Source organism: Gloeobacter violaceus PCC 7421 (assembly GCF_000011385.1).
Classification (GTDB): Bacteria; Cyanobacteriota; Cyanobacteriia; order Gloeobacterales; family Gloeobacteraceae; genus Gloeobacter; species Gloeobacter violaceus.
On sequence record NC_005125.1, the window covers coordinates 1,443,446 to 1,460,605 of the forward strand.

Below are 17,160 nucleotides of genomic sequence, written 5' to 3' on the forward strand. Positions count from 1 at the left end.
GCGCCCTCAACGGCTGTGCTCGCCCAGCATCTTGAAGGCGATCTCCAGACTCGCCTTCATGCGGTTGAAGGCTTTGCCGAGCATGCCAATCTCATCACCCGCATCTTCAGGAAAGTTGTCGCTCGATTGGCCTGTGCTCACCTGCTCGGCGGTCTGGGCCATGCGCACAATCGGGAGGGTGACCGTTTGCCTGAGCAGCACCGTGATCACCCCGGCAAAAATTACAAAAAAGCCCGCCAGGATGCTCACCACCAGCACCCAGGAGCGCACCGCACTCGCGTAGACCGCTTCGACCGGCACGGAGATGAGCTGGATGGCGATGATTTCGCCCAGTTTCCACCCGAAGCCGTTTTTGTCGCCGTAGACATTCAGCATGCTCTTGGGGGCTATCTCCGGGGTGCTGTGGCACTGCAGGCAACTGGGCTCGGACACCTTTAAAGGCCGGGCGACGTAGAACACTTCGCCGCCGGGCTGTTCACGAAAACCGCTGATTTCTTTGGTGGCGGTTTCGCTGCGAAAGCGCCCGACCAGGGCTTCTTCAAAAGCGTCCGCCTTGTCGCGCAGGTTGGTCGGGTTGGGGGCGGCCTCTTTATAGAAAAAACTCCGGTACTCCTCGTTGCCGCGCAGGTTCTCAAAGACGGTGGTGGCCGAAAAAGACGGAATGCGCTCCGGGTGAAAGTCGGTCTCGTCGCTCATCTGACCTGAAAGAATGGCAGGTTCGACGTTCAAGTCGGTGTACTGGCGAATGGCGAGCATCGTCTGCATGAGCATCCCCGCCTTCGAGGCGATTTCGCGCTCGGCGTTCTGCTGCAGGACAAACGAGAGCATCGCGCCGCTGCCCACGATCGTGCAGGCGGAAGCGAGCAACAGGATGAGGCCGAACTTGGCTCCGAGTCTGAGGTTCTTGAACATCGGCTCGTAAAAAGTAGAGTGTATTTCGGTGCTCACTTGGCTGCCTGCGGTGTGCTGGATATGCACCCCGAGTTTAAACCGCCTTGCGGGCGGGATTGCCGATTTGCGTTACCCGGCGCTGCCGGTCGCTATGCTCTAGGGCAAGTATCCGGTGAAAGTGCAGGGCCGAAAAGGCTGCCTCCTCGTGCAGGCGCTCCGAAGGGCACCCCAGAATTCCCCAGACGGGGCCGGCTCCACCGAAAAACGCCGCCGCAGTGGGGGCACTGGGTAGGGATGTGGGTGTGGCTCCGGCATTGAGCCCTGACGGGAGGACGCCGGTAAGCGGCGGCGACCACCAGGTGCGGCTGTGGACCTTTACCGCCGCCTACATGCGCGATCCGCCCTCGGTCGAATGCCGTAAACTCTACAGCCACGCCGCCACCCGTCGAGATCGTCCCTAGACCGAAACCGCCGGCCCCCGTGCTCAGGCCGCCGGAGATCGTTTTTTTGCGCATCGACGGCAAGCCAGCCCCGGCCGACCACCCAGTCGAGATCTACAACCCCAAAAAGCCCGCCAAGCATCTGACCATCGGCCGGCAGGTCAAAGGCGAGAAGCTCACCGTCGCATTGCTGCCGGCCCCGGGAACGGTGGGAGCCACCGGCTCACTTTCCTGTGTGCCCAGCAAAACCGAGGGCAGCAACATCCTCAGCCTCAAAGCCACCAACCCGGCCGGTGCGCTCGTCCGCTCGGTAACGATCGAGACCTACGGTGTGCCGAGCCGGCGGTCTCGCCACCCCCGCCGGGGCCTGTTCCACCGACTCCCTTCAAACCCCAGGAGATCAAGCTATGACGACCCTGTGCCCCGAATGCGGCACCCAGAACCCCGAAGGCACGCCCTACTGCATCGAGTGCGGCGCCGATCTCGCTCAGGCGGCGGCCCAACCGGCCGGCCCCGGCGAACCGTCTTCTTCCCCATCACCGGAGGTTTCCATGACGTCTTCTTCAGAACCGCTGCGTCCCGCCGCCGAGCTGAACGGTGCCGCCAACGCGCGCATCGCTTCTCCGGCAACCTATCTGCAGTTGGAGCGGGCCGTGCTCGTTCACCTTGCCACGGGCGAGCGCTTCGAAGTGCCGGTTACCCAGTCCTCGGTGGTGATCGGCAAGCCCAACGACGAGGTGAATGTCGATATCGACCTGTCCCACCTGGCGGGCGCCGACATCGTCTCGCGCATCCACGCGCTGGTGCGCGAGGAGGAGGGCGATTTTTATCTGGAAGATGCCGGCAGCAGTAACGGCACTTTCCTCAACGGCGAAGCGCTCAAACCCGGCGCCCGCTTCCGGCGCAAACTCCAACCGGGCGACACGCTGGCGCTGGGCAAAAACGAAAAGATCGCCTTTCGCTTCGAGATCACCGAGTAGCAAAAGCACGGCTCGAAGCCCGCAAAAATCCGAGCAGCGATTGTGGCCGCTGCCCTACGATGTTGCATCCACCGCGTCGAGTTTCCCGGCTTCACGGTGCTGGAGTTTCACTACCGGGTACTGCAACTGAATCGGCTCAACTGGCGCGACTATATGAGGCAGGAGAACCCGGTGGCCAGCGCCTTGATGGCCAAAATGCGCATTGCACCCGGCGAACGGCCCATCGAACAGGTGCGCACACTTTCAGTCGCCGAACTTGAAGCGCTCAGCGAAGCTTTGCTGGATTTCCATGAACTTGCAGATCTGATCACCTGGCTGGCTCAGAAATAATCCATCTCCAAAAGCCTGGCGAGCGAATTGATAGTGTCGGCACCGGCCGCTCCGGAGCGGTCGACTTTGAAGACTCGGATACCGGCTGCTTTGGCGCCGATCACATCCTCGGTCGAGTCGCCGACGTGGATGGCTTCGTCGACTGAACAACCCAGCCGCTGCAGAGCGTGGGTAAAAAGGCGCGGGTCGGGCTTGGCGTGGCCCACCTCGGTAGAGATGGCCACCACCTGAAAATAACCGCGTAGCCCAAGCGCTTCTAGAACCGGGTAAAGCCGCTCGTCGAAGTTGGAGACCACTGCGAGGACCAGACTGCGCGAACGCAGTTCGGCGAGCACACCGACGGTCTCCGGGTAGACAAACCAGGGCTCGGCAGTGGCGAAGTGACTCCAGACCCGCTCGAAGTAAGCCTCGAAATCGGGAAAATCGGTGTCGGTAAACGTCTGGGCCACCACGGAGCGCCACCAGGGCCGCGCATCGGCGTTCGGGGACCGACGGGCGGCGAAGGCCACGCAAAAGTGCTTTTCGATCGCTTCGGGATCGCTTTTGACCCCGAAAGTCCGGGCGATGGCGCTGTAAATTTCGCCCACCGAGCCGCGTACTCCGAACAGAGTACCGACGGCGTCAAAGAGCACCGCCTTCACTGACCGGCACCCAGGGTACCCCGCAGCCAGGTCGCCTCCAGGGGTGCCGAGCGCACTTCGAAGATCCAGCTTTCCTGGCCGTCGTCACCCCTCAAAAGTGCCCAGCCGCCCTGCCACTGGCTCTCGTCCTTCAAAGCCGACAGGCCGACTTCACCGGCCAACTGGGCCACCCGTGCCACCCGCGCGAGGGGGACGGCCTGGGAAACGGGATCTTGCACGACGACCTGGGCACTCCAGAGGCCCGCGTTGAGGCTGAGGCGCAACTGGGCGGGCCACTCGCAGCGCTCCAGAAAAGTCTGCAACAGGGCAGGCTCGATCTGGGGGACAGAGGCGGCGGGGCGAACCTGCACGATGCGCTGCCCGGCGCCCACCGGTCCGGCGGCGCGCACCGGCAGGTCCGGATAAGCCTGCGCGAGGGGAGGAACCGAGTTGATGAAATGGGTCTGCCAGAGGATGCGGGCCGCCTCGATCCAGGTCCAGAGCATCTGCCAGGTGGGCGTCCATGGGCCGCCGCGCGGCGGCCGAACCTTCCAGGCGCGCGGGCGCTTCTCGATGAGCGCCTGGATCTGGGCATTATCGAGATCGCCCAATCCGGCCGGAAGAAACTGGATCGCGCCTTGCGCGTCTACTTCAAAATGTTCCGCGCGCAAGTGCAACGCCTCAAGGCCCGCCTGCAAAAACGGCACGAACGCTTCTACCTCCTCGTCCTCGTCCCAGTGGCCGAGTTTTGGGAAGTCCTGAATGCAGGCAATCAACGGCGGGGTTTCGAGGCTAAATACCCGCCACTCCTCGCCACCGATGAGCGAGCGGATGGTCTCCGTGCCCTCGACCACCAGTTCACTGTCAGGCGGCTCCTTCCAGGATCGCACCGGCCCGGGGAGGTAGAGTTTCCATTGCTCCCCCTCGCCGCGCCAGACGTTGAACTGTTCCGAGATGGCCGCCCGCGCCCAGGGTTTGTCCAGTATTTCTGCCAGTGCGAACACCCGTCCACTCCAGGGGTCGTATCCGTAGGCTCAATTGTCCCACATTGTGACCAGCGCTCAAGGGACCGGCAGGCACTGGTAAAGGCTGTCACACGCTTCGAGCGACAAGCGCGATTGCACCGGCAGATCGAGAGATGAACGGAACCCCCTCTCGAAGCGGGCCACCCCGGCGCAGGCGATCATCGCCGCGTTGTCGGTACAAAAGTGCATCGGCGGGAAAACGGCCCGGTAGGGTCCGGCTTGCCCGAGGCGTTCGCGCAAGCCGCGGTTGGCGGAGACGCCCCCCGCCACCACCACCGTGTCATAGCCGGTGTGGGCCAGGGCCAACTCCACCCGCTCGGCCAGGGTCTCTACCACGGTGCGCTGGAAGCTCGCGGCCAGATCCGCCCGGTCGATGGGCAGACGCTGGAGCCGGTGTTTTTCGGCCAGGCGCAGCACGGCGGTCTTCAGGCCGCTGAAGCTGGTGTCGAAGGGCGATTCGACCCGCCCCCCCGGCAGCGCAAAGGCGCGCGGGTCTCCCCGCTGCGCCAATTTGTCGATCGCAGGACCGCCCGGGTAACCAAGTCCCAGTACCCGCGCCACCTTGTCGTAGGCTTCGCCCACGGCGTCGTCGCGGGTGCGCCCCAGGATGCGGTAGCGGCCATGATCCTCGACAGCCACCAAGCTGGTGTGTCCCCCCGAGACGAGCAGACACAAAAAGGGCGGCTCCAGGGCCGGGTCGCTCAAAAAAGCCGAGTAGATGTGACCTTCGAGGTGGTGGATGCCGACCAGCGGCCTGGCGTGAACGAGAGCCAGGGTCTTGGCTGCCATCGATCCCATCAGCAACGAGCCGACCAGGCCGGGAGCACAGGTAAAGGCGACAGCGTCGATGTCGGCCCACCCCAGGCCGCCCTCGGCAAAACACGCCGCGATCACCCCGCCCAACGCCTGCAGGTGCTCGCGCGAGGCGACCTCCGGCACAACACCGCCGGTCAGGCGGTGCACGTCGATTTGCGAAGCGATGATCGACGCGACGACGGTCCGACCGCGCACGATGGCGGCGGCGCTTTCGTCACAACTGGTCTCGATGGCAAAGATGGTTGTCACAGCAGCGATTCGAGGGCGCGCAGCATCCGGGTTTGATAGTCAAGGTGTCCCCTCGCTCGATCGTAATCCAAGCAATCGCGGTGCTGGGCTTCGACATTGAAGTAGCGCACACGGTTGCGGGCCGCCCACACCGAGAGCGACCCGTCATCGGCTATACGGGCGGGCTGCAGCACAACGTTGAATCCCAAGGTGCGCAGGGCGTCAAAATCGCCTGCCTCGGTGACTAGAAAAAAATCGTCCGGATCCGCGCCGGTGGCCCGGTAGACGGCCGGCTTTTCGGAGCGCTTGAAGACGCTGCGCACGTTCAGGCTGCCGTCGGTGTTGTTGTGCAGCCCCACCAGCGGCCCGTAGGAGCGCCCGAGCCATTCCCCAAGTGTGGCCAATACCTGTGCGCCGATGCGGGCGAAATGGGTACCCGCCAGATCTAGATCCGTAGGCCCAAAGCTCGCCGCAGCCGGAGGCACCACGGCGCACTTGGGCCGCAAGGCGGTAATCTGTGCAGCCACCACCCGCGGCTCGGAGTACATCCGGTTGGGATCGCACCAGAGGCGGCGACCGCCCAGGTGTTGATAGATGTAGCGCCGACCTGTCTGTTGAAGTTCGATGAGCACCCCGGAAGGACGGCTTTGCCACCACCGCTCCACCGCGCGCACCGCGATGTTTTCGTCGTCGTGGGGAACAAAGTAAAGCGGCCCCGGCTGCCCACTGTCGCGGACCACCAGCTTCAGCTTGTCCGCCGGATTGCCGAGCAGGACCGAGTGCTCTCCGGCTGCAGCCGACAATCCTCCCACCGGCAGCGCCCCCAGCAAATTCAACACTTCTCGCCGCCGCATCCGGCCTCCCGAGCTTCTACCATAGAATCAACCCGATCCCGGCCTTGGCTCGGCTACCCACCAAACTGGACGCCGCCTTCTCTGACCGGGCTGTCGATGCCGTATACTGCTGGTTGTGAAGTTTTGTTTCCGGCAAAGCCTTGTCGGTGCGCTTCACGCTGTGGCTCATCTTGGCTGTTCTCATACGAGTTATTCGATGAAATCATTAAACCTGGCCAGAAACGTTCTGACCTCGTTGCACATCGGATCGCTGCTTTTCGGGCTGTACGGGCTGGTGATTCTGCCGCGCTCGCCGGAATTTCTGGCAAACATGCCGCCCGAGGGCATGGCGATTATGGAATTCGGCATGGCCCACGGCGGTGCCGTTTACATCGTCTTCGGCGCCCTGGCCGTGGGGCTCTGGGGGGCGCAAATCCTGGGGATGCGCCAACTGCTGATGTTCCTGGTGCCGTCCTTCTTGCTCTCGCTGGCCAGCGAGTTGCTCGGCACAAGCACGGGCTTTCCGTTCGGCGCCTACTCCTACACCGAACTGTTGGGTCCGAAGATATTGGGATTGGTGCCCTTCGTCATCCCGCTGTCATGGTTTTACATGGGCCTGGTCTCCTACATGCTCGCGCGGGCGATCTTCGGCGAAGCGCGGGGTGTCCTGGGCGTGGTCGGCCCGCTGCTGTTGGGAGCCTGGTTTTTGACCGCCTGGGATCTGGTGCTCGACCCGGCGATGGCCGTGGCCGATCCGAAGTTCTGGGTCTGGTTGGAGACGGGGCCATTCTTCGGGATGCCGCTGCAGAACTTTGCCGGTTGGTTCGGTACGGGGCTGTTGTTCATGGCGGTGGCGCGCGGACTTTGGGGAACCAACCCGCCGGTACCCACCCGCGCCCAACTCACCTTCCCGCTGATTATCTATGTCGCGAATATTTTCTTCTCGGCGGTGATGAGTATCGGGGCGGGCCTCTACATCCCGGTATTGATGGGGTTGGTGCTCGGTTTGCTGCCGGTGGTCTGGGCCTGGTGGTGCGGGGCGACAAACCCCGAGCCGCAACTGACCGGCGGCCGGGCCGGCTAGGTGGACTGGACGGCACCGCTGCTTGCTTTGCAGGCGATTGCGCTATTGATCCTGATGGCGCGTCTGGCCGGGGGCCGGACGCGCACGCCGCCTTTAGAACCGATGATGCGTTCCAAGAAGGGTTCTGTACGGGTGAGCGCGGTGGTGCCCACCCTCAACGAGGAAGCTCGCCTCGGCCCCTGCCTGGAGGGCCTGCACCGCCAGGGACCGGAACTGGTGGAGGTGCTTGTTGTTGACAGCCGCTCCACCGACGGCACGGTGGCGCTTGTGGAGGCGATGGCCCGCCGCGATCCGCGCTTTCGGGTGGTCTACGACGATCCGCTGCCGACGGGGTGGATAGGCCGTCCCTGGGCGCTGCATTTTGGTTTTTTGCGCACCGACCCGGCCAGCGAATGGGTGCTCGACATCGACGCCGACACCGAGCCCCAACCCGGGTTGGTCAACGCCGTGGTGGAGGCCGCCCGCAAAGGCGGCTTCGACGCGCTGAGCCTCTCGCCCCAGTTTCGGTTGGTGAGCCTTGCGGAATTCTGGTTGCAACCGGCTTTGCTGCTCACCCTTATTTACCGCTTTGGTCCATCCGGGACCGCGAAGCCCCCGCGTCCCGGGCGGATCATGGCCAACGGCCAGTGCTTTTTGATGAAGCGGCAGTTGCTGGTGCGTGTGGGCGGTCACGCGGCGGCCCGGCGCTCGTTTTGCGATGACATCACCCAGGCGCGCGCCCTGGCGGCGGCAGGAGCACGGGTGGGATTTTTCGACGGAGCCCGGCTGATTAAAGTGCGCATGTACAGCTCGGCGCTGGAGACCTGGAACGAGTGGGGCCGCTCGCTCGATCTCAAAGATGCCTCTACTCCTCTCTGGCAAGCTTTCGACTGCGCATTTCTGCTGCTGGCCCAAGGGTTGCCAATCCCGGTGTTGCTGGCGCTCGCTCTCACCAGCCCGCCCGCCGGTTTCACACTGGCCGCTTTTGGGTGGGTGAACGGTTTGCTGCTTGCCATCCGCGTGTTGTTGCTTTTTGGGGTGCGGGGCTCCTACGAGCACTTGCGCTGGAGCTTTTGGCTCTCGCCCCTGGCCGATCCGCTTGCGGTTTTGCGCATCTGGATCTCGGCGCTCACGGTGCCCCGGCGTTGGCGCGGGCGCACTTACAGCGATCTCGAACATTCGACCGGCGCGAAGCAGTAGTCTTCTACTGGCTATCTGGATCGACTCCCATTTCTCGCAATCGCGCAGCAAGGACATCGGCCCGCTGCTTTTGCACTTGCGCCTGCTCCCAGCCGGTCGGAAGCAAGTTGCCGTTCTCGTCCCACCAGCGCAGCCAGGGCAAGTCCATGTCCATGTAGCGGCCCTGCCAAATCCCCAGTTCCACCCCCAGCGGGGAAATGGGGTAATGTCCGCGTTCGTTGGGAGGCAACCGGCGGTAGCGCCCGGCCACTAGTTCAAAAACCTCGACGCTCGCTTTTTGCACCTCATAGATGCCGTAGTACGCCGGACGGATCGCCCGCTCGTAGATCCAAAATTTGCCCCTTCTGGGTGTTCTGTCCCTTTCCTCGCTGCCGTCACCGCTTACGAATTCCAGTACCACCAGCGGCGGGATGAACTCTTTCCACAGCACGTAGGATCGGCGAATCCGGCCATCGAGCGTCGGGGGCACATCGGGTACATAGAACCAGTCAGGGGATTCGGCTCCGCGCTCGGGCGGCTCGGGTGGGTCCGGTAGTCGCCAATAGATGCCGCAGTCCTGACCGATGCAAAACTGGCCGTCCGGGTGAAGCGCCTGCAGGCGCGGCTCGATGGAATCGGTCAAAAGCAGGCTCTGGGGATGCTCTTGAAAGTTTTTCACAAAGGTGCCGTTCGACTCCGGCAATTGGGTGTGATCTGGTAGCGGGGTACTGGGCTCAGAGATCATCTGCAGGTTCTCCTGCGCTTTGTCTCCATCGTAGGGGTTCTATCCGAGCGTTTCAGCAGAGCCACCCTGGCTGGTTCTCTGTTGAATCCGTGGGCAAGAAGGCGAATTTGCCCTATTCTCGGGTCAACCATACTCGCCTTTCCAAGACATGCAACGGACGAGCCTGTCTGTGTTTTCTCTGTTTGTCCTTGCCCTGGCGACACTGTCGCTGGTGGCCTGTGGTGCACCGGCAGGTTCCGGGGACAGTTCAAAGGAACTGAATCTTTACGCCTGGTCGGAATACATTCCGCAAAAGATGCTCGACCAGTTCACCGAGAAGACAGGGATCCGGGTCAACTACGACACGTTTTCCTCCAACGAAGAGCTGCTCGCCAAATTGCAGGCCGGCAGTTCCGGCTATGACGTAATCATCGCCAGCGACTACACCGTCGATATCCTCAAAAAGCAAAACCGGCTCGAACCGCTTGAATTGGCGAAACTACCCAACTTCGCCAATATCGAAGCAACTTTGAAAAACCCGCCCTACGATCCGGATAATCGCTACACCGTGCCCTACCAGTGGGGCACCGTCGGCCTGGCGGTCGATACGGCCAAGGTGAAACGGCCGATTAGCCGTTGGGAGGATCTGTGGGATCCCGCCTTCAAGGGACGGGTGGTACTGCTCGACGACGAATTTGAAGTGCTGGGTATGGCGCTGCAAACTCTAGGCTTCGACAAAAACACCAAAGACCCTGCCCAACTGGCAAAAGCCCGAGCCAAACTCGCCCAACTGCGCCCGAATATCAAACTCTTCGACAGCGACAGCCCGAAGACGGCCCTGCTATCCGGCGAAGTCTGGCTTGGGCAGGTCTGGAACGGCGAAGCGGCCCTCGCCCAGCGCGAGAACCCGGCCATCCGCTACCTGTGCCCCGCCGAAGGTTGCGGCATCTGGCACGACAACTGGGCCGTCCCCAAAGGCGCTCCGCACAAAGACGCTGCCCTCGCCTTTATCGACTACACGATGAGCCCGGAGGCGGGCATTATGATCACCCAGGCCTTTCCATACTCCAACCCCAACCGGGCGGCCCTGGAACTGCTCAAAAAAGCAGATCCAAAACTCTACTCCACCTACATGGCCTCCCCCGCCACCAACCCCGGCCCCGCTTTTCTCAAAGCGGCCCAGCCGGTGGAGGACAAAGCCGAGAATACGCCGCTGTGGGATCGCACCTGGACCGAGGTCAAAAGCGGCACCTGAAACAGGGCTCAGGTGGCCCGACCGGTAAGACGCCTCAGCCAGCGCTTGAAGCGGCCCAGCAACGACGGCGGGTCACTCGCTTCGAGGGCGTGGCGCAGATCTTCTATCAATTGCGTCTCCTCAGGAACCACCCGCCCGTCGGCCGCCACCACGAGCTTGAGGGCAGCAGCCAATTCCCGGCGCAAAGCCGGCTCGGCCTGTGCAGCCTGGACTTCCTCAAGCCACACCCGGCTGGTATCGGCGGCCGGGCGGATCTGCAAATACTCCAGCAGCTTGCGCTTTTCCTCGACACTTAAATCCAACCGTTGCAGGTACTGGGCGAGGATCAAAGCCTCCGCCGGATGCAATTCGCCGTCCGACCAGGCGGCGGCAACCAACAGGTGAAAGGCGACGGCGGGATAGTTCACGTTCAGGTAGGGCAAACGGCCGATCGGCAGTCTAACGCACTCTGGGTGCACAATTGATCAGTCCCCCGACCCAGGAATCCCCCAGCGATGGATCCGCAGCGACTGCTCGAACTGGCTAGAAAAAACGGCGCCGAGGCCGCCGAGGTCTATCTCTCGCAGGGGTTGGGCCGCTCCGCCAATTTCGAGGCCAACCGCCTCAAGCAAGTGGAGACGGGCGATGAGGAAGGGGTGGCCCTACGCGTCTGGCGCGACGGCCGGCCGGGTCTGGCGGTGGCCCACGGTCCGGTCGACGACGCATTGCTGGTGGAAAAAGCAATCGCCCTCGCCCAATTCGGTCAGCCGGAGGAACCGGAGCTGGCCGGCGAACCCTTGCTCGTTGAAAGCCGTCCCCATACCCCAACCCCCATCGAACGACTGATCGCCTGGGGTGAACAGACGATTTCCCTGGTGCGCGAGCGCTACGCGGAGGTGCTCTGCGGCTGCACCTACAGCGAAGAGGTGGGCACCGTCCGCCTGATCAATTCCCGCGGCCTCGATGTGAGCTATGCCAGCCATCACCGCAGCGGCTACCTGGGGGCTGAGTGGGTGCGCGGCGAAGATTTTTTGCAGGTGTACGACGGTGAGACTGTGCTTGGGGATCCTTCCCCGGAGGCGGTCGCCGCCCCGGTGCTCGAACGGCTGGGCTGGTCGCAGGAGAACTGTCCTACCCGAGTTGGGACTGTGCCGGTCCTGTTCACGGCCAAGGCCACCACGGTGCTGTTGGGCACCGTGGGCGCCGCTCTGAACGGCCGTCAGGTACTGCAGGAGGCTTCACCCTGGAGCCAGAAGCGGGGCGAGATGGTCCTCTCGCCACTCCTCTCCTTGAGCCAGGATCCCCAGTTGGCTCCCTACATCACGCCTTTTGACGACGAGGGCACCCCGGCTATTGCCCTCGAATTCGTGCGGGCGGGTCGGCTTGAGACGTTTTATGCCGATCGGCGCATCGCCCGTCGCCTCGGGCTGCGTCCGGGAGGCAACGGCCTGCGATCCGACCTCGGCAGCTATCCGCAGCCGGGGCTGTTCAACCTGGTGGTGGCCGCCGGGGAGCATGCGTTTGCCGAACTGCTCAGCCGGATGGACGACGGCATCGTGGTCGACCAGGTACTCGGAGGCGGCGCCGGTCTGTCGGGGGAATTTTCCGTCAACATCGATCTGGGTTTTCGGGTCAAAGGAGGCGAGATTGTCGGGCGCATCAAGGACACGATGGTGGCCGGCAACGCCTACGATGCCCTGGGCCGGCTCGCCGCCCTCGGCAGCGAGCGGCTCTGGGAGGGCAACGTGTTCACTCCGGCACTGCTGGTCGAATCGCTCGCCGTCACCGGCCGGGCCGATTAGCCGTTTGCCGCAAGCGCAAACACATCGGCGAGCACGACGTCCCCGGACGGCTTGCGTTTTTGATCAGGAGTGTCGTAAACCACCAACAGTTCACCGTCTTCCGGTGATCCGATCCGGGTGATCCCTTCGGCGCGGTCCACTCCTTCGGTGTGGGGAATCTCGAAGAGGGCTTCAAGCCGGCCGGGTTTGCGTTCGATGAGCGTTTGCTTGGCGTTCGGACCGCCCGTCAGCCGGTAGAGGCGGATGGTACCGTCGAGGTCCATCGTCGGCCCAGCCAGGATGAGCAGGTCGTCACCGTCAAAACAGAGATCCCGTATCCCCAGCCCCGCCAGATCAAGAAAGTGCTTGCGGTAGGGTTTGCCCTCCGGATCGACCGGTTTGAGGCCCAGGCGGCCGGGACTCGCTTCGAACGGCTCCAACTCCAACAGCAGCGACCAGCCGCACAGCACCGGACCGCGCAAACCGAGAAACAGCCGCTTCTCTCTAAAGGCCAATCCTTCGATGTCAAAACCGTTGTCCTTGCCCGGAATATTGGCCAGCAAAAACGGTCCGAGGTGCGGATCGCCCCTCAAGGCTTCGGTAAGCAGGTTGCCGACGTCTGTTTGGGGCAGATGGGCGGCTCCTTCGGCAGTCGGCTCCAGAATTTGACCGCTTTCGTGCAGAGGAATGCGGGCCAGAAAATAGCGGCTGATCTCGGCGGTGTAACTGGCGAGGCGTTCGAGGTTTTCCGCTTCGCTGCGCTTGGATTTGACGCCTTTGCGTTTGATGCTGTGGGAGCCGGTCAACCAGAGGTAAGGAGCCGCATAGTCGAGCCCTTCGATGTCGATTTCTGCCGCCGGGTCTGCAAAGATATCGAAAATATCCTGAAGACGAAAAAGGCGGTGGGCGCCGTAGACGCCTTGGCCCACGGGCGAAAGGCGCTCCAGGGTGAGCGTTTCGTCGGAGGCCACCCAGAGGCAACCGTCGGGGGTCTGGCACACGGCAGAGAGGTCTTCGTGCACATCTTTTGGATTGCTGTCGAACTGCAAAGCGATCTGGCGCATGGTGCGGTTCCTTGAACGAGGGAATTTTAAATTTAGCGGGCGGCCTGCAAATCTTCGACCATCGCGGCGGCAATTGCCTCAGCAATCGCCCCGCGTACCTGGCGGGCCTGCGCATCGGTATTGAGCAACCGATCCACCCGGGGCACGTCGATAAATTCAATTTCCACCAGGCAGGCCCGGCAAGGATACTCCTGTGACGAGTTCCCCAACGCGCGATCGTCGAGGACACCCAAAACTCCGCCCCCCGACGCCGTGTCTTCTTTGACGCCACGATCGCGCGTGCCGGGGAGGTAGGTCCGCAAAGCCCCAAGCACGGCCCCCTGAATGCGCCACGCGAACGCTTCGTCTTCCTCGAAATTTACATTGCCGTTGGTACGGGCGCGAATGTAGGTTTCTACCCCGCTGGTCTGTTTGTTAAAGCCGTTGAAATGAATGCTCAAGAACAGATCCGCCCTCTCCACGCTTGCGAGGTTGGCCCGCTCGGCAATACCGACATTGACATCGGCGGTACGGGTTAGAACGACACGAAGGTCATAGCCGTTTTGGGCGGCGATTTGTTGCAGCGCGTCGCGGATGAGCAGAGCTATTTCCAGGGTCATAGTCTTTTCTTTGATGCCGCTTGCACTGATGGCATTGTTGGGAGAACTGCCCCCGATTTTGCGGGTACCCCCATGGCCAGGATCGAGAACTACCGTTCCCCGTAGCGACGGACTTTCTATCGGCGCGATCACCGGCTCAGCAGCGTTGTCAAGGAGGATCTGTGCTTCATCCACCAGCGCCAGCACCCGGTCTACGTAGCCTGGGGACGGGGAGTATACCGGGCCGACAAAGCGAATAAACTCTTCGCCACTATCGGTGCGCTCTTCCCAACCTGTGTAGGGTGAGCGATCGATAAATCGCCAGTATCCCCGAATGAAGCGCTCCAAGCCGGCGAACTGACAATAATAATCGGGTCCATCGTTCGCTTGATAAAGGATCCTGGTGGCGAAACCGGTCATTTCTGTGCGCCATTTGAGTCCACCGAAGTTATAGTGATTTTTGGCCAGATTCGATTCTCCCCAACCCGACTCCAAAATCCACTGCGCGAGCGTCACTGCTTTGAGTTGAGGATACTGAATCTCGGTGCGGGCATAGAGTAAAACAAGATCCTTGAAAAGGGCGCTCAAGTTGGTCGGAATTGCCAAGGTAATATCCTCTGGCTCGGGTTGCAAGAGAGTATCATTTTCGCCTGATCCCATATACAAATTCTGTGCCGGATTATGCAGTGCCGACCAACCTTGGGCAAGGAGATTGCGACTGGGATGGCACAATGGTCCCAGTCCCCAGCCGGCACCCGATGGCCCGCATCCCGACGCTTGAATACGACCGTGGCACGTTGATTTTGCACCCGCCTCCTCGGGGCAAGGGCTGGATCGACTATGCCACCTGGGACGACCGGGTCGAAAAATTCCGCATCCCGGCTTCGGATTACCGGGCACTGGTGCAGGCGCTGGAGGCGGAGGGGGCGCGCTTCGAGGACCGGGCGGGGGCGTTTGCGGCTGTCGAACTCACCCCCGGTTTTGAGATGACGCCCTACCCGCACCAGACAGAAGCCCTCGCCGCCTGGCAGGCCGCCGGTCGGCGGGGGGTGGTGGTTCTGCCCACCGCAAGCGGCAAGACCTATCTGGCCCAACTGGCCATGCAGTCGACCGGCCGCAGCACGCTGATTGCCGTGCCGACGCTGGATCTGATGCATCAGTGGTATGCCCATCTGCGGGCTGCCTTTCCGGATACGCCGGTGGGTTTGCTCGGGGGCGGCTCGCGCGACACCAGCCCGATCCTGGTGGCCACCTACGATAGCGCCGCCATCCACGCCGAAACGCTGGGGGGGCGCTACGGGCTGTTGGTTTTCGACGAGTGCCACCACCTGCCCGGTGATTTTTACCGCAAGGTGGCCGAGTACGCCGTCGCCCCATTTAGGCTCGGGCTTACGGCCACTCCCGAGCGCGCCGACGGTCGCCATAGCGAACTGACGGGCCTGGTGGGGCCGGAAGTCTACCGACGCACGCCCGCAGAGTTGGCGGGCACCGCCCTCGCCCCCCACCGGACGGTGCGCCTCAAAGTGCGTCTGTCGGCGGAGGAGCAAGCCCGCCACGACGAGTTGCTGGCTCTGCGCAACGCCTTTTTGCGTGAAGCGAAACTCTCGCTCGGCAGTGCCGAGGGCTGGCAGCGCTTCGTACAAACAAGTGCTCGCAGCTGCGAAGGGCGGCGGGCGATGAAGGCCCATACCGAGGCGCGCGCCATTGCCATGGGCACCGAGAGCAAACTGCGGGTGATGGCGGACCTGCTCGTCCGCCACTATCCGGAACCGGCGCTGATCTTTACCTACGACAACGCCACTGTCTACCGCATCGCCCGGGACTACCTGATCCCCGCCATCACCCACCAGACGCCGGTCAAGGAGCGCCATGCCATCCTCGCGGCCTTTCGCACCGGTGAGTACCGGGCGGTCGTCGCTTCCCAGGTACTCAACGAAGGGGTGGACGTGCCGGAGGCGAGTGTGGCGATTTTGCTTTCGGGCACCGCCTCGGCGCGCGAGTACATCCAGCGGCTCGGGCGGATTTTACGCAAAGGCCGCGACCCGAACAAACACGCAGTGCTCTACGAAGTCTACTCCGAGGACACCCTCGAGGAGCGCACCAGCGCCCGCCGCCACGCCCACACCCGTCCCCACCACCAGCCCCCAGGCAATGCTTCCCGGTGATCTGCTCATCCACACCTACCGCGGCGAGGCGATTGTGCCCCGCCGCCTTGGCCTGGAGCGCTACTACCTGCAAATGGCCGGGGAACTGATCGAAGCCTTTCGTGCTGCCCACGGTCAACCCCAGGCCGAACTCGACCGCTCGGTTGCGGAACTTGAAAGCGACCATCCCGACTACCGGGTGCGGCGCGGTCTGGTGCATCTGCTCAAGTCCCTGTGCACCTTCGAGGTGGTGAGCCCCATCGACCCGCAGTGCCTGCGCTCCCGGGTATACGCCCTGGCGGCCAAGCAGGCGCCGGGGGAGCACCACACCGCCCAATGCTTGGAGCAGATAGCCGAGATTTTGAGCGCCGAGCTAGGAAAACCGGTCTTCGCAGACCAGATCCGGCAGTCTCTCTTTGCCGACTTGCCCCAGAACCGGATTTTGACCCAATTCGAGGAACCTTCGCCCAAAGCGCTTTTACACCGCTTCAACCTTGCACAGGTGCAGGGCGTGTTCTACCGCGCCACCCACGTCCGCCTCAACGTCCACCGCAACGACCCCGGCGAGTACAAGTATCTGTTTCGCTTCTTGAAACTGTTCGGCCTGATGACCTATATCGAGGGGGATCCCGAGCACGGCTTCACCCTCACCATCGACGGCCCCACGAGTCTCTTCCAGGTGCACGCCCAGTACGGCCTGGCGCTCGCCAAGCTGCTGCCGGCGTTGCTGCACGTCAAGCGCTGGAATCTGATGGCCCAACTCAAAAACCGCGACCCGTACTCCAAGGCCGTGCGCACCGGCACCTTTCAACTGGACGCCGAGTGCGGTCTAGTGAGCCATTACCCGCCCGGCAAACCCTTCGACAGCATGATCGAGCAATCGTTTGCCGAGCAGTGGAGCGCCCTCGATACCGAATGGCAACTGGAGCGCGAGGTACACCTGCTGCCCATCCCCGGTAGCGTGATGATCCCTGACTTTCGGCTCGTTCATCCCGACGGCCGCACGGTCATCCTTGAAATCGTCGGTTACTGGCGGCCGGAGTATCTGCGCAAAAAATTCTCCCAGGTGCGCCGGGTCGATTGTGCCGATCTGCTTTTGGCGGTCTCTGAGCGGCTCAACCTCGAAAAAGCCGGGGTGAAACTTGACGATCTGCCTGCCAGAATTGTCTGGTATAAGGACAAACTCTCAGCCCGGGCGGTGCTGAAGGCGCTCGGCTAGCTGAATCCAGG

17 protein-coding genes and 1 pseudogene are annotated in these 17,160 nt (G+C 62.7%); 9 read left to right on the plus strand and 9 right to left on the minus strand.

The genetic code is table 11. The annotated features are described in order from the left end of the window. Window positions 1-6: 6 nt before the first annotated feature. Window positions 7-948 carry a c-type heme family protein gene (locus tag GLL_RS07000; RefSeq protein WP_231848416.1) on the minus strand — a complete coding sequence of 314 codons (942 nt, stop codon included), beginning with the start codon at window positions 946-948 and terminating at the stop codon, window positions 7-9. A gap of 245 nt (window positions 949-1,193) precedes the next feature. Here GLL_RS07000 and GLL_RS07005 point away from each other — a divergent pair, with 245 nt between their 5' ends. The 3 genes and pseudogenes from GLL_RS07005 to GLL_RS07015 form a co-directional block, all read left to right on the plus strand. Next, window positions 1,194-1,352, plus strand: a complete 159-nt coding sequence (locus tag GLL_RS07005) for a hypothetical protein (RefSeq protein WP_164928757.1) — start codon at window positions 1,194-1,196, stop codon at window positions 1,350-1,352. Window positions 1,353-1,738: 386 nt separating this feature from the next. Further along, a complete protein-coding gene (locus GLL_RS07010; RefSeq protein ID WP_164929613.1) occupies window positions 1,739-2,311 on the plus strand; it encodes an FHA domain-containing protein in 573 nt (190 codons plus the stop codon). Between the two features lie 69 nt (window positions 2,312-2,380). Further along, window positions 2,381-2,641, plus strand: a pseudogene (locus tag GLL_RS07015) (DUF4351 domain-containing protein); the annotation flags it as partial. Here GLL_RS07015 and GLL_RS07020 read toward each other — a convergent pair. From GLL_RS07020 to GLL_RS07035, 4 genes are read right to left on the minus strand one after another with little or no spacing between them, the layout of a single operon-like run. Beyond that, entirely contained in the window at window positions 2,632-3,273 is a 642-nt protein-coding gene (locus tag GLL_RS07020; protein ID WP_197530139.1) for an HAD-IA family hydrolase, read from the minus strand. The pseudogene GLL_RS07015 and the gene GLL_RS07020 sit on opposite strands and share 10 nt — an antisense overlap. Before the next feature lie 5 nt (window positions 3,274-3,278). Further along, window positions 3,279-4,265: a hypothetical protein gene (locus GLL_RS07025; RefSeq protein ID WP_011141353.1), complete on the minus strand. Its 987-nt coding sequence runs from the start codon at window positions 4,263-4,265 to the stop codon at window positions 3,279-3,281. A gap of 57 nt (window positions 4,266-4,322) precedes the next feature. Continuing rightward, window positions 4,323-5,351 carry a tRNA (adenosine(37)-N6)-threonylcarbamoyltransferase complex transferase subunit TsaD gene (gene tsaD, locus GLL_RS07030; RefSeq protein ID WP_011141354.1) on the minus strand — a complete coding sequence of 343 codons (1,029 nt, stop codon included), beginning with the start codon at window positions 5,349-5,351 and terminating at the stop codon, window positions 4,323-4,325. Continuing rightward, complete coding sequence (locus GLL_RS07035) at window positions 5,348-6,184, minus strand: hypothetical protein (protein WP_011141355.1); 837 nt, start codon at window positions 6,182-6,184, stop codon at window positions 5,348-5,350. Before GLL_RS07035 ends, tsaD begins: the two co-directional genes overlap by 4 nt. 196 nt (window positions 6,185-6,380) lie before the next feature. On the opposite strand from GLL_RS07035, the gene GLL_RS07040 reads away from it, so the two are divergent. Then, on the plus strand, window positions 6,381-7,247 hold the full coding sequence (locus tag GLL_RS07040) for a carotenoid biosynthesis protein (RefSeq protein ID WP_164928758.1): 867 nt from the start codon (window positions 6,381-6,383) through the stop codon (window positions 7,245-7,247). Beyond that, window positions 7,248-8,426 carry a glycosyltransferase family 2 protein gene (locus tag GLL_RS07045; RefSeq protein ID WP_011141357.1) on the plus strand — a complete coding sequence of 393 codons (1,179 nt, stop codon included), beginning with the start codon at window positions 7,248-7,250 and terminating at the stop codon, window positions 8,424-8,426. It begins immediately after the preceding gene. Window positions 8,427-8,430: 4 nt separating this feature from the next. On the opposite strand, the gene GLL_RS07050 is transcribed toward GLL_RS07045, so the two are convergent. Then, a complete protein-coding gene (locus GLL_RS07050) occupies window positions 8,431-9,150 on the minus strand; it encodes a Uma2 family endonuclease (RefSeq protein ID WP_011141358.1) in 720 nt (239 codons plus the stop codon). 148 nt (window positions 9,151-9,298) lie between these two features. Here GLL_RS07050 and GLL_RS07055 point away from each other — a divergent pair, with 148 nt between their 5' ends. After that, on the plus strand, window positions 9,299-10,384 hold the full coding sequence (locus GLL_RS07055; protein WP_011141359.1) for a polyamine ABC transporter substrate-binding protein: 1,086 nt from the start codon (window positions 9,299-9,301) through the stop codon (window positions 10,382-10,384). 8 nt (window positions 10,385-10,392) lie between these two features. Here GLL_RS07055 and GLL_RS07060 read toward each other — a convergent pair whose 3' ends face one another. Then, window positions 10,393-10,791, minus strand: coding sequence for a TerB family tellurite resistance protein (locus GLL_RS07060; protein WP_164928759.1), 399 nt, complete (start codon window positions 10,789-10,791; stop codon window positions 10,393-10,395). Between the two features lie 87 nt (window positions 10,792-10,878). Between GLL_RS07060 and GLL_RS07065 the strand changes: the two genes are divergently transcribed. Further along, window positions 10,879-12,165: a TldD/PmbA family protein gene (locus GLL_RS07065; RefSeq protein WP_011141361.1), complete on the plus strand. Its 1,287-nt coding sequence runs from the start codon at window positions 10,879-10,881 to the stop codon at window positions 12,163-12,165. Here GLL_RS07065 and GLL_RS07070 read toward each other — a convergent pair. Further along, the gene (locus GLL_RS07070; protein WP_011141362.1) at window positions 12,162-13,208 is read right to left on the minus strand and encodes a DUF3616 domain-containing protein; all 1,047 of its coding nucleotides are present in this window, start codon (window positions 13,206-13,208) and stop codon (window positions 12,162-12,164) included. The two genes, GLL_RS07065 and GLL_RS07070, sit on opposite strands and share 4 nt — an antisense overlap. A gap of 32 nt (window positions 13,209-13,240) precedes the next feature. After that, complete coding sequence (locus tag GLL_RS07075) at window positions 13,241-14,446, minus strand: N-acetylmuramoyl-L-alanine amidase (RefSeq protein ID WP_011141363.1); 1,206 nt, start codon at window positions 14,444-14,446, stop codon at window positions 13,241-13,243. 98 nt (window positions 14,447-14,544) lie between these two features. Between GLL_RS07075 and GLL_RS07080 the strand changes: the two genes are divergently transcribed. Together GLL_RS07080 and GLL_RS07085 are read left to right on the plus strand one after the other, a co-directional pair. After that, window positions 14,545-15,951 (plus strand): DEAD/DEAH box helicase, encoded by a 1,407-nt coding sequence (locus GLL_RS07080; RefSeq protein WP_011141364.1) that lies wholly within the window; start codon window positions 14,545-14,547, stop codon window positions 15,949-15,951. Beyond that, window positions 15,938-17,149 carry a DUF790 family protein gene (locus tag GLL_RS07085; protein WP_011141365.1) on the plus strand — a complete coding sequence of 404 codons (1,212 nt, stop codon included), beginning with the start codon at window positions 15,938-15,940 and terminating at the stop codon, window positions 17,147-17,149. Before GLL_RS07080 ends, GLL_RS07085 begins: the two co-directional genes overlap by 14 nt. Window positions 17,150-17,160: the final 11 nt, after the last annotated feature.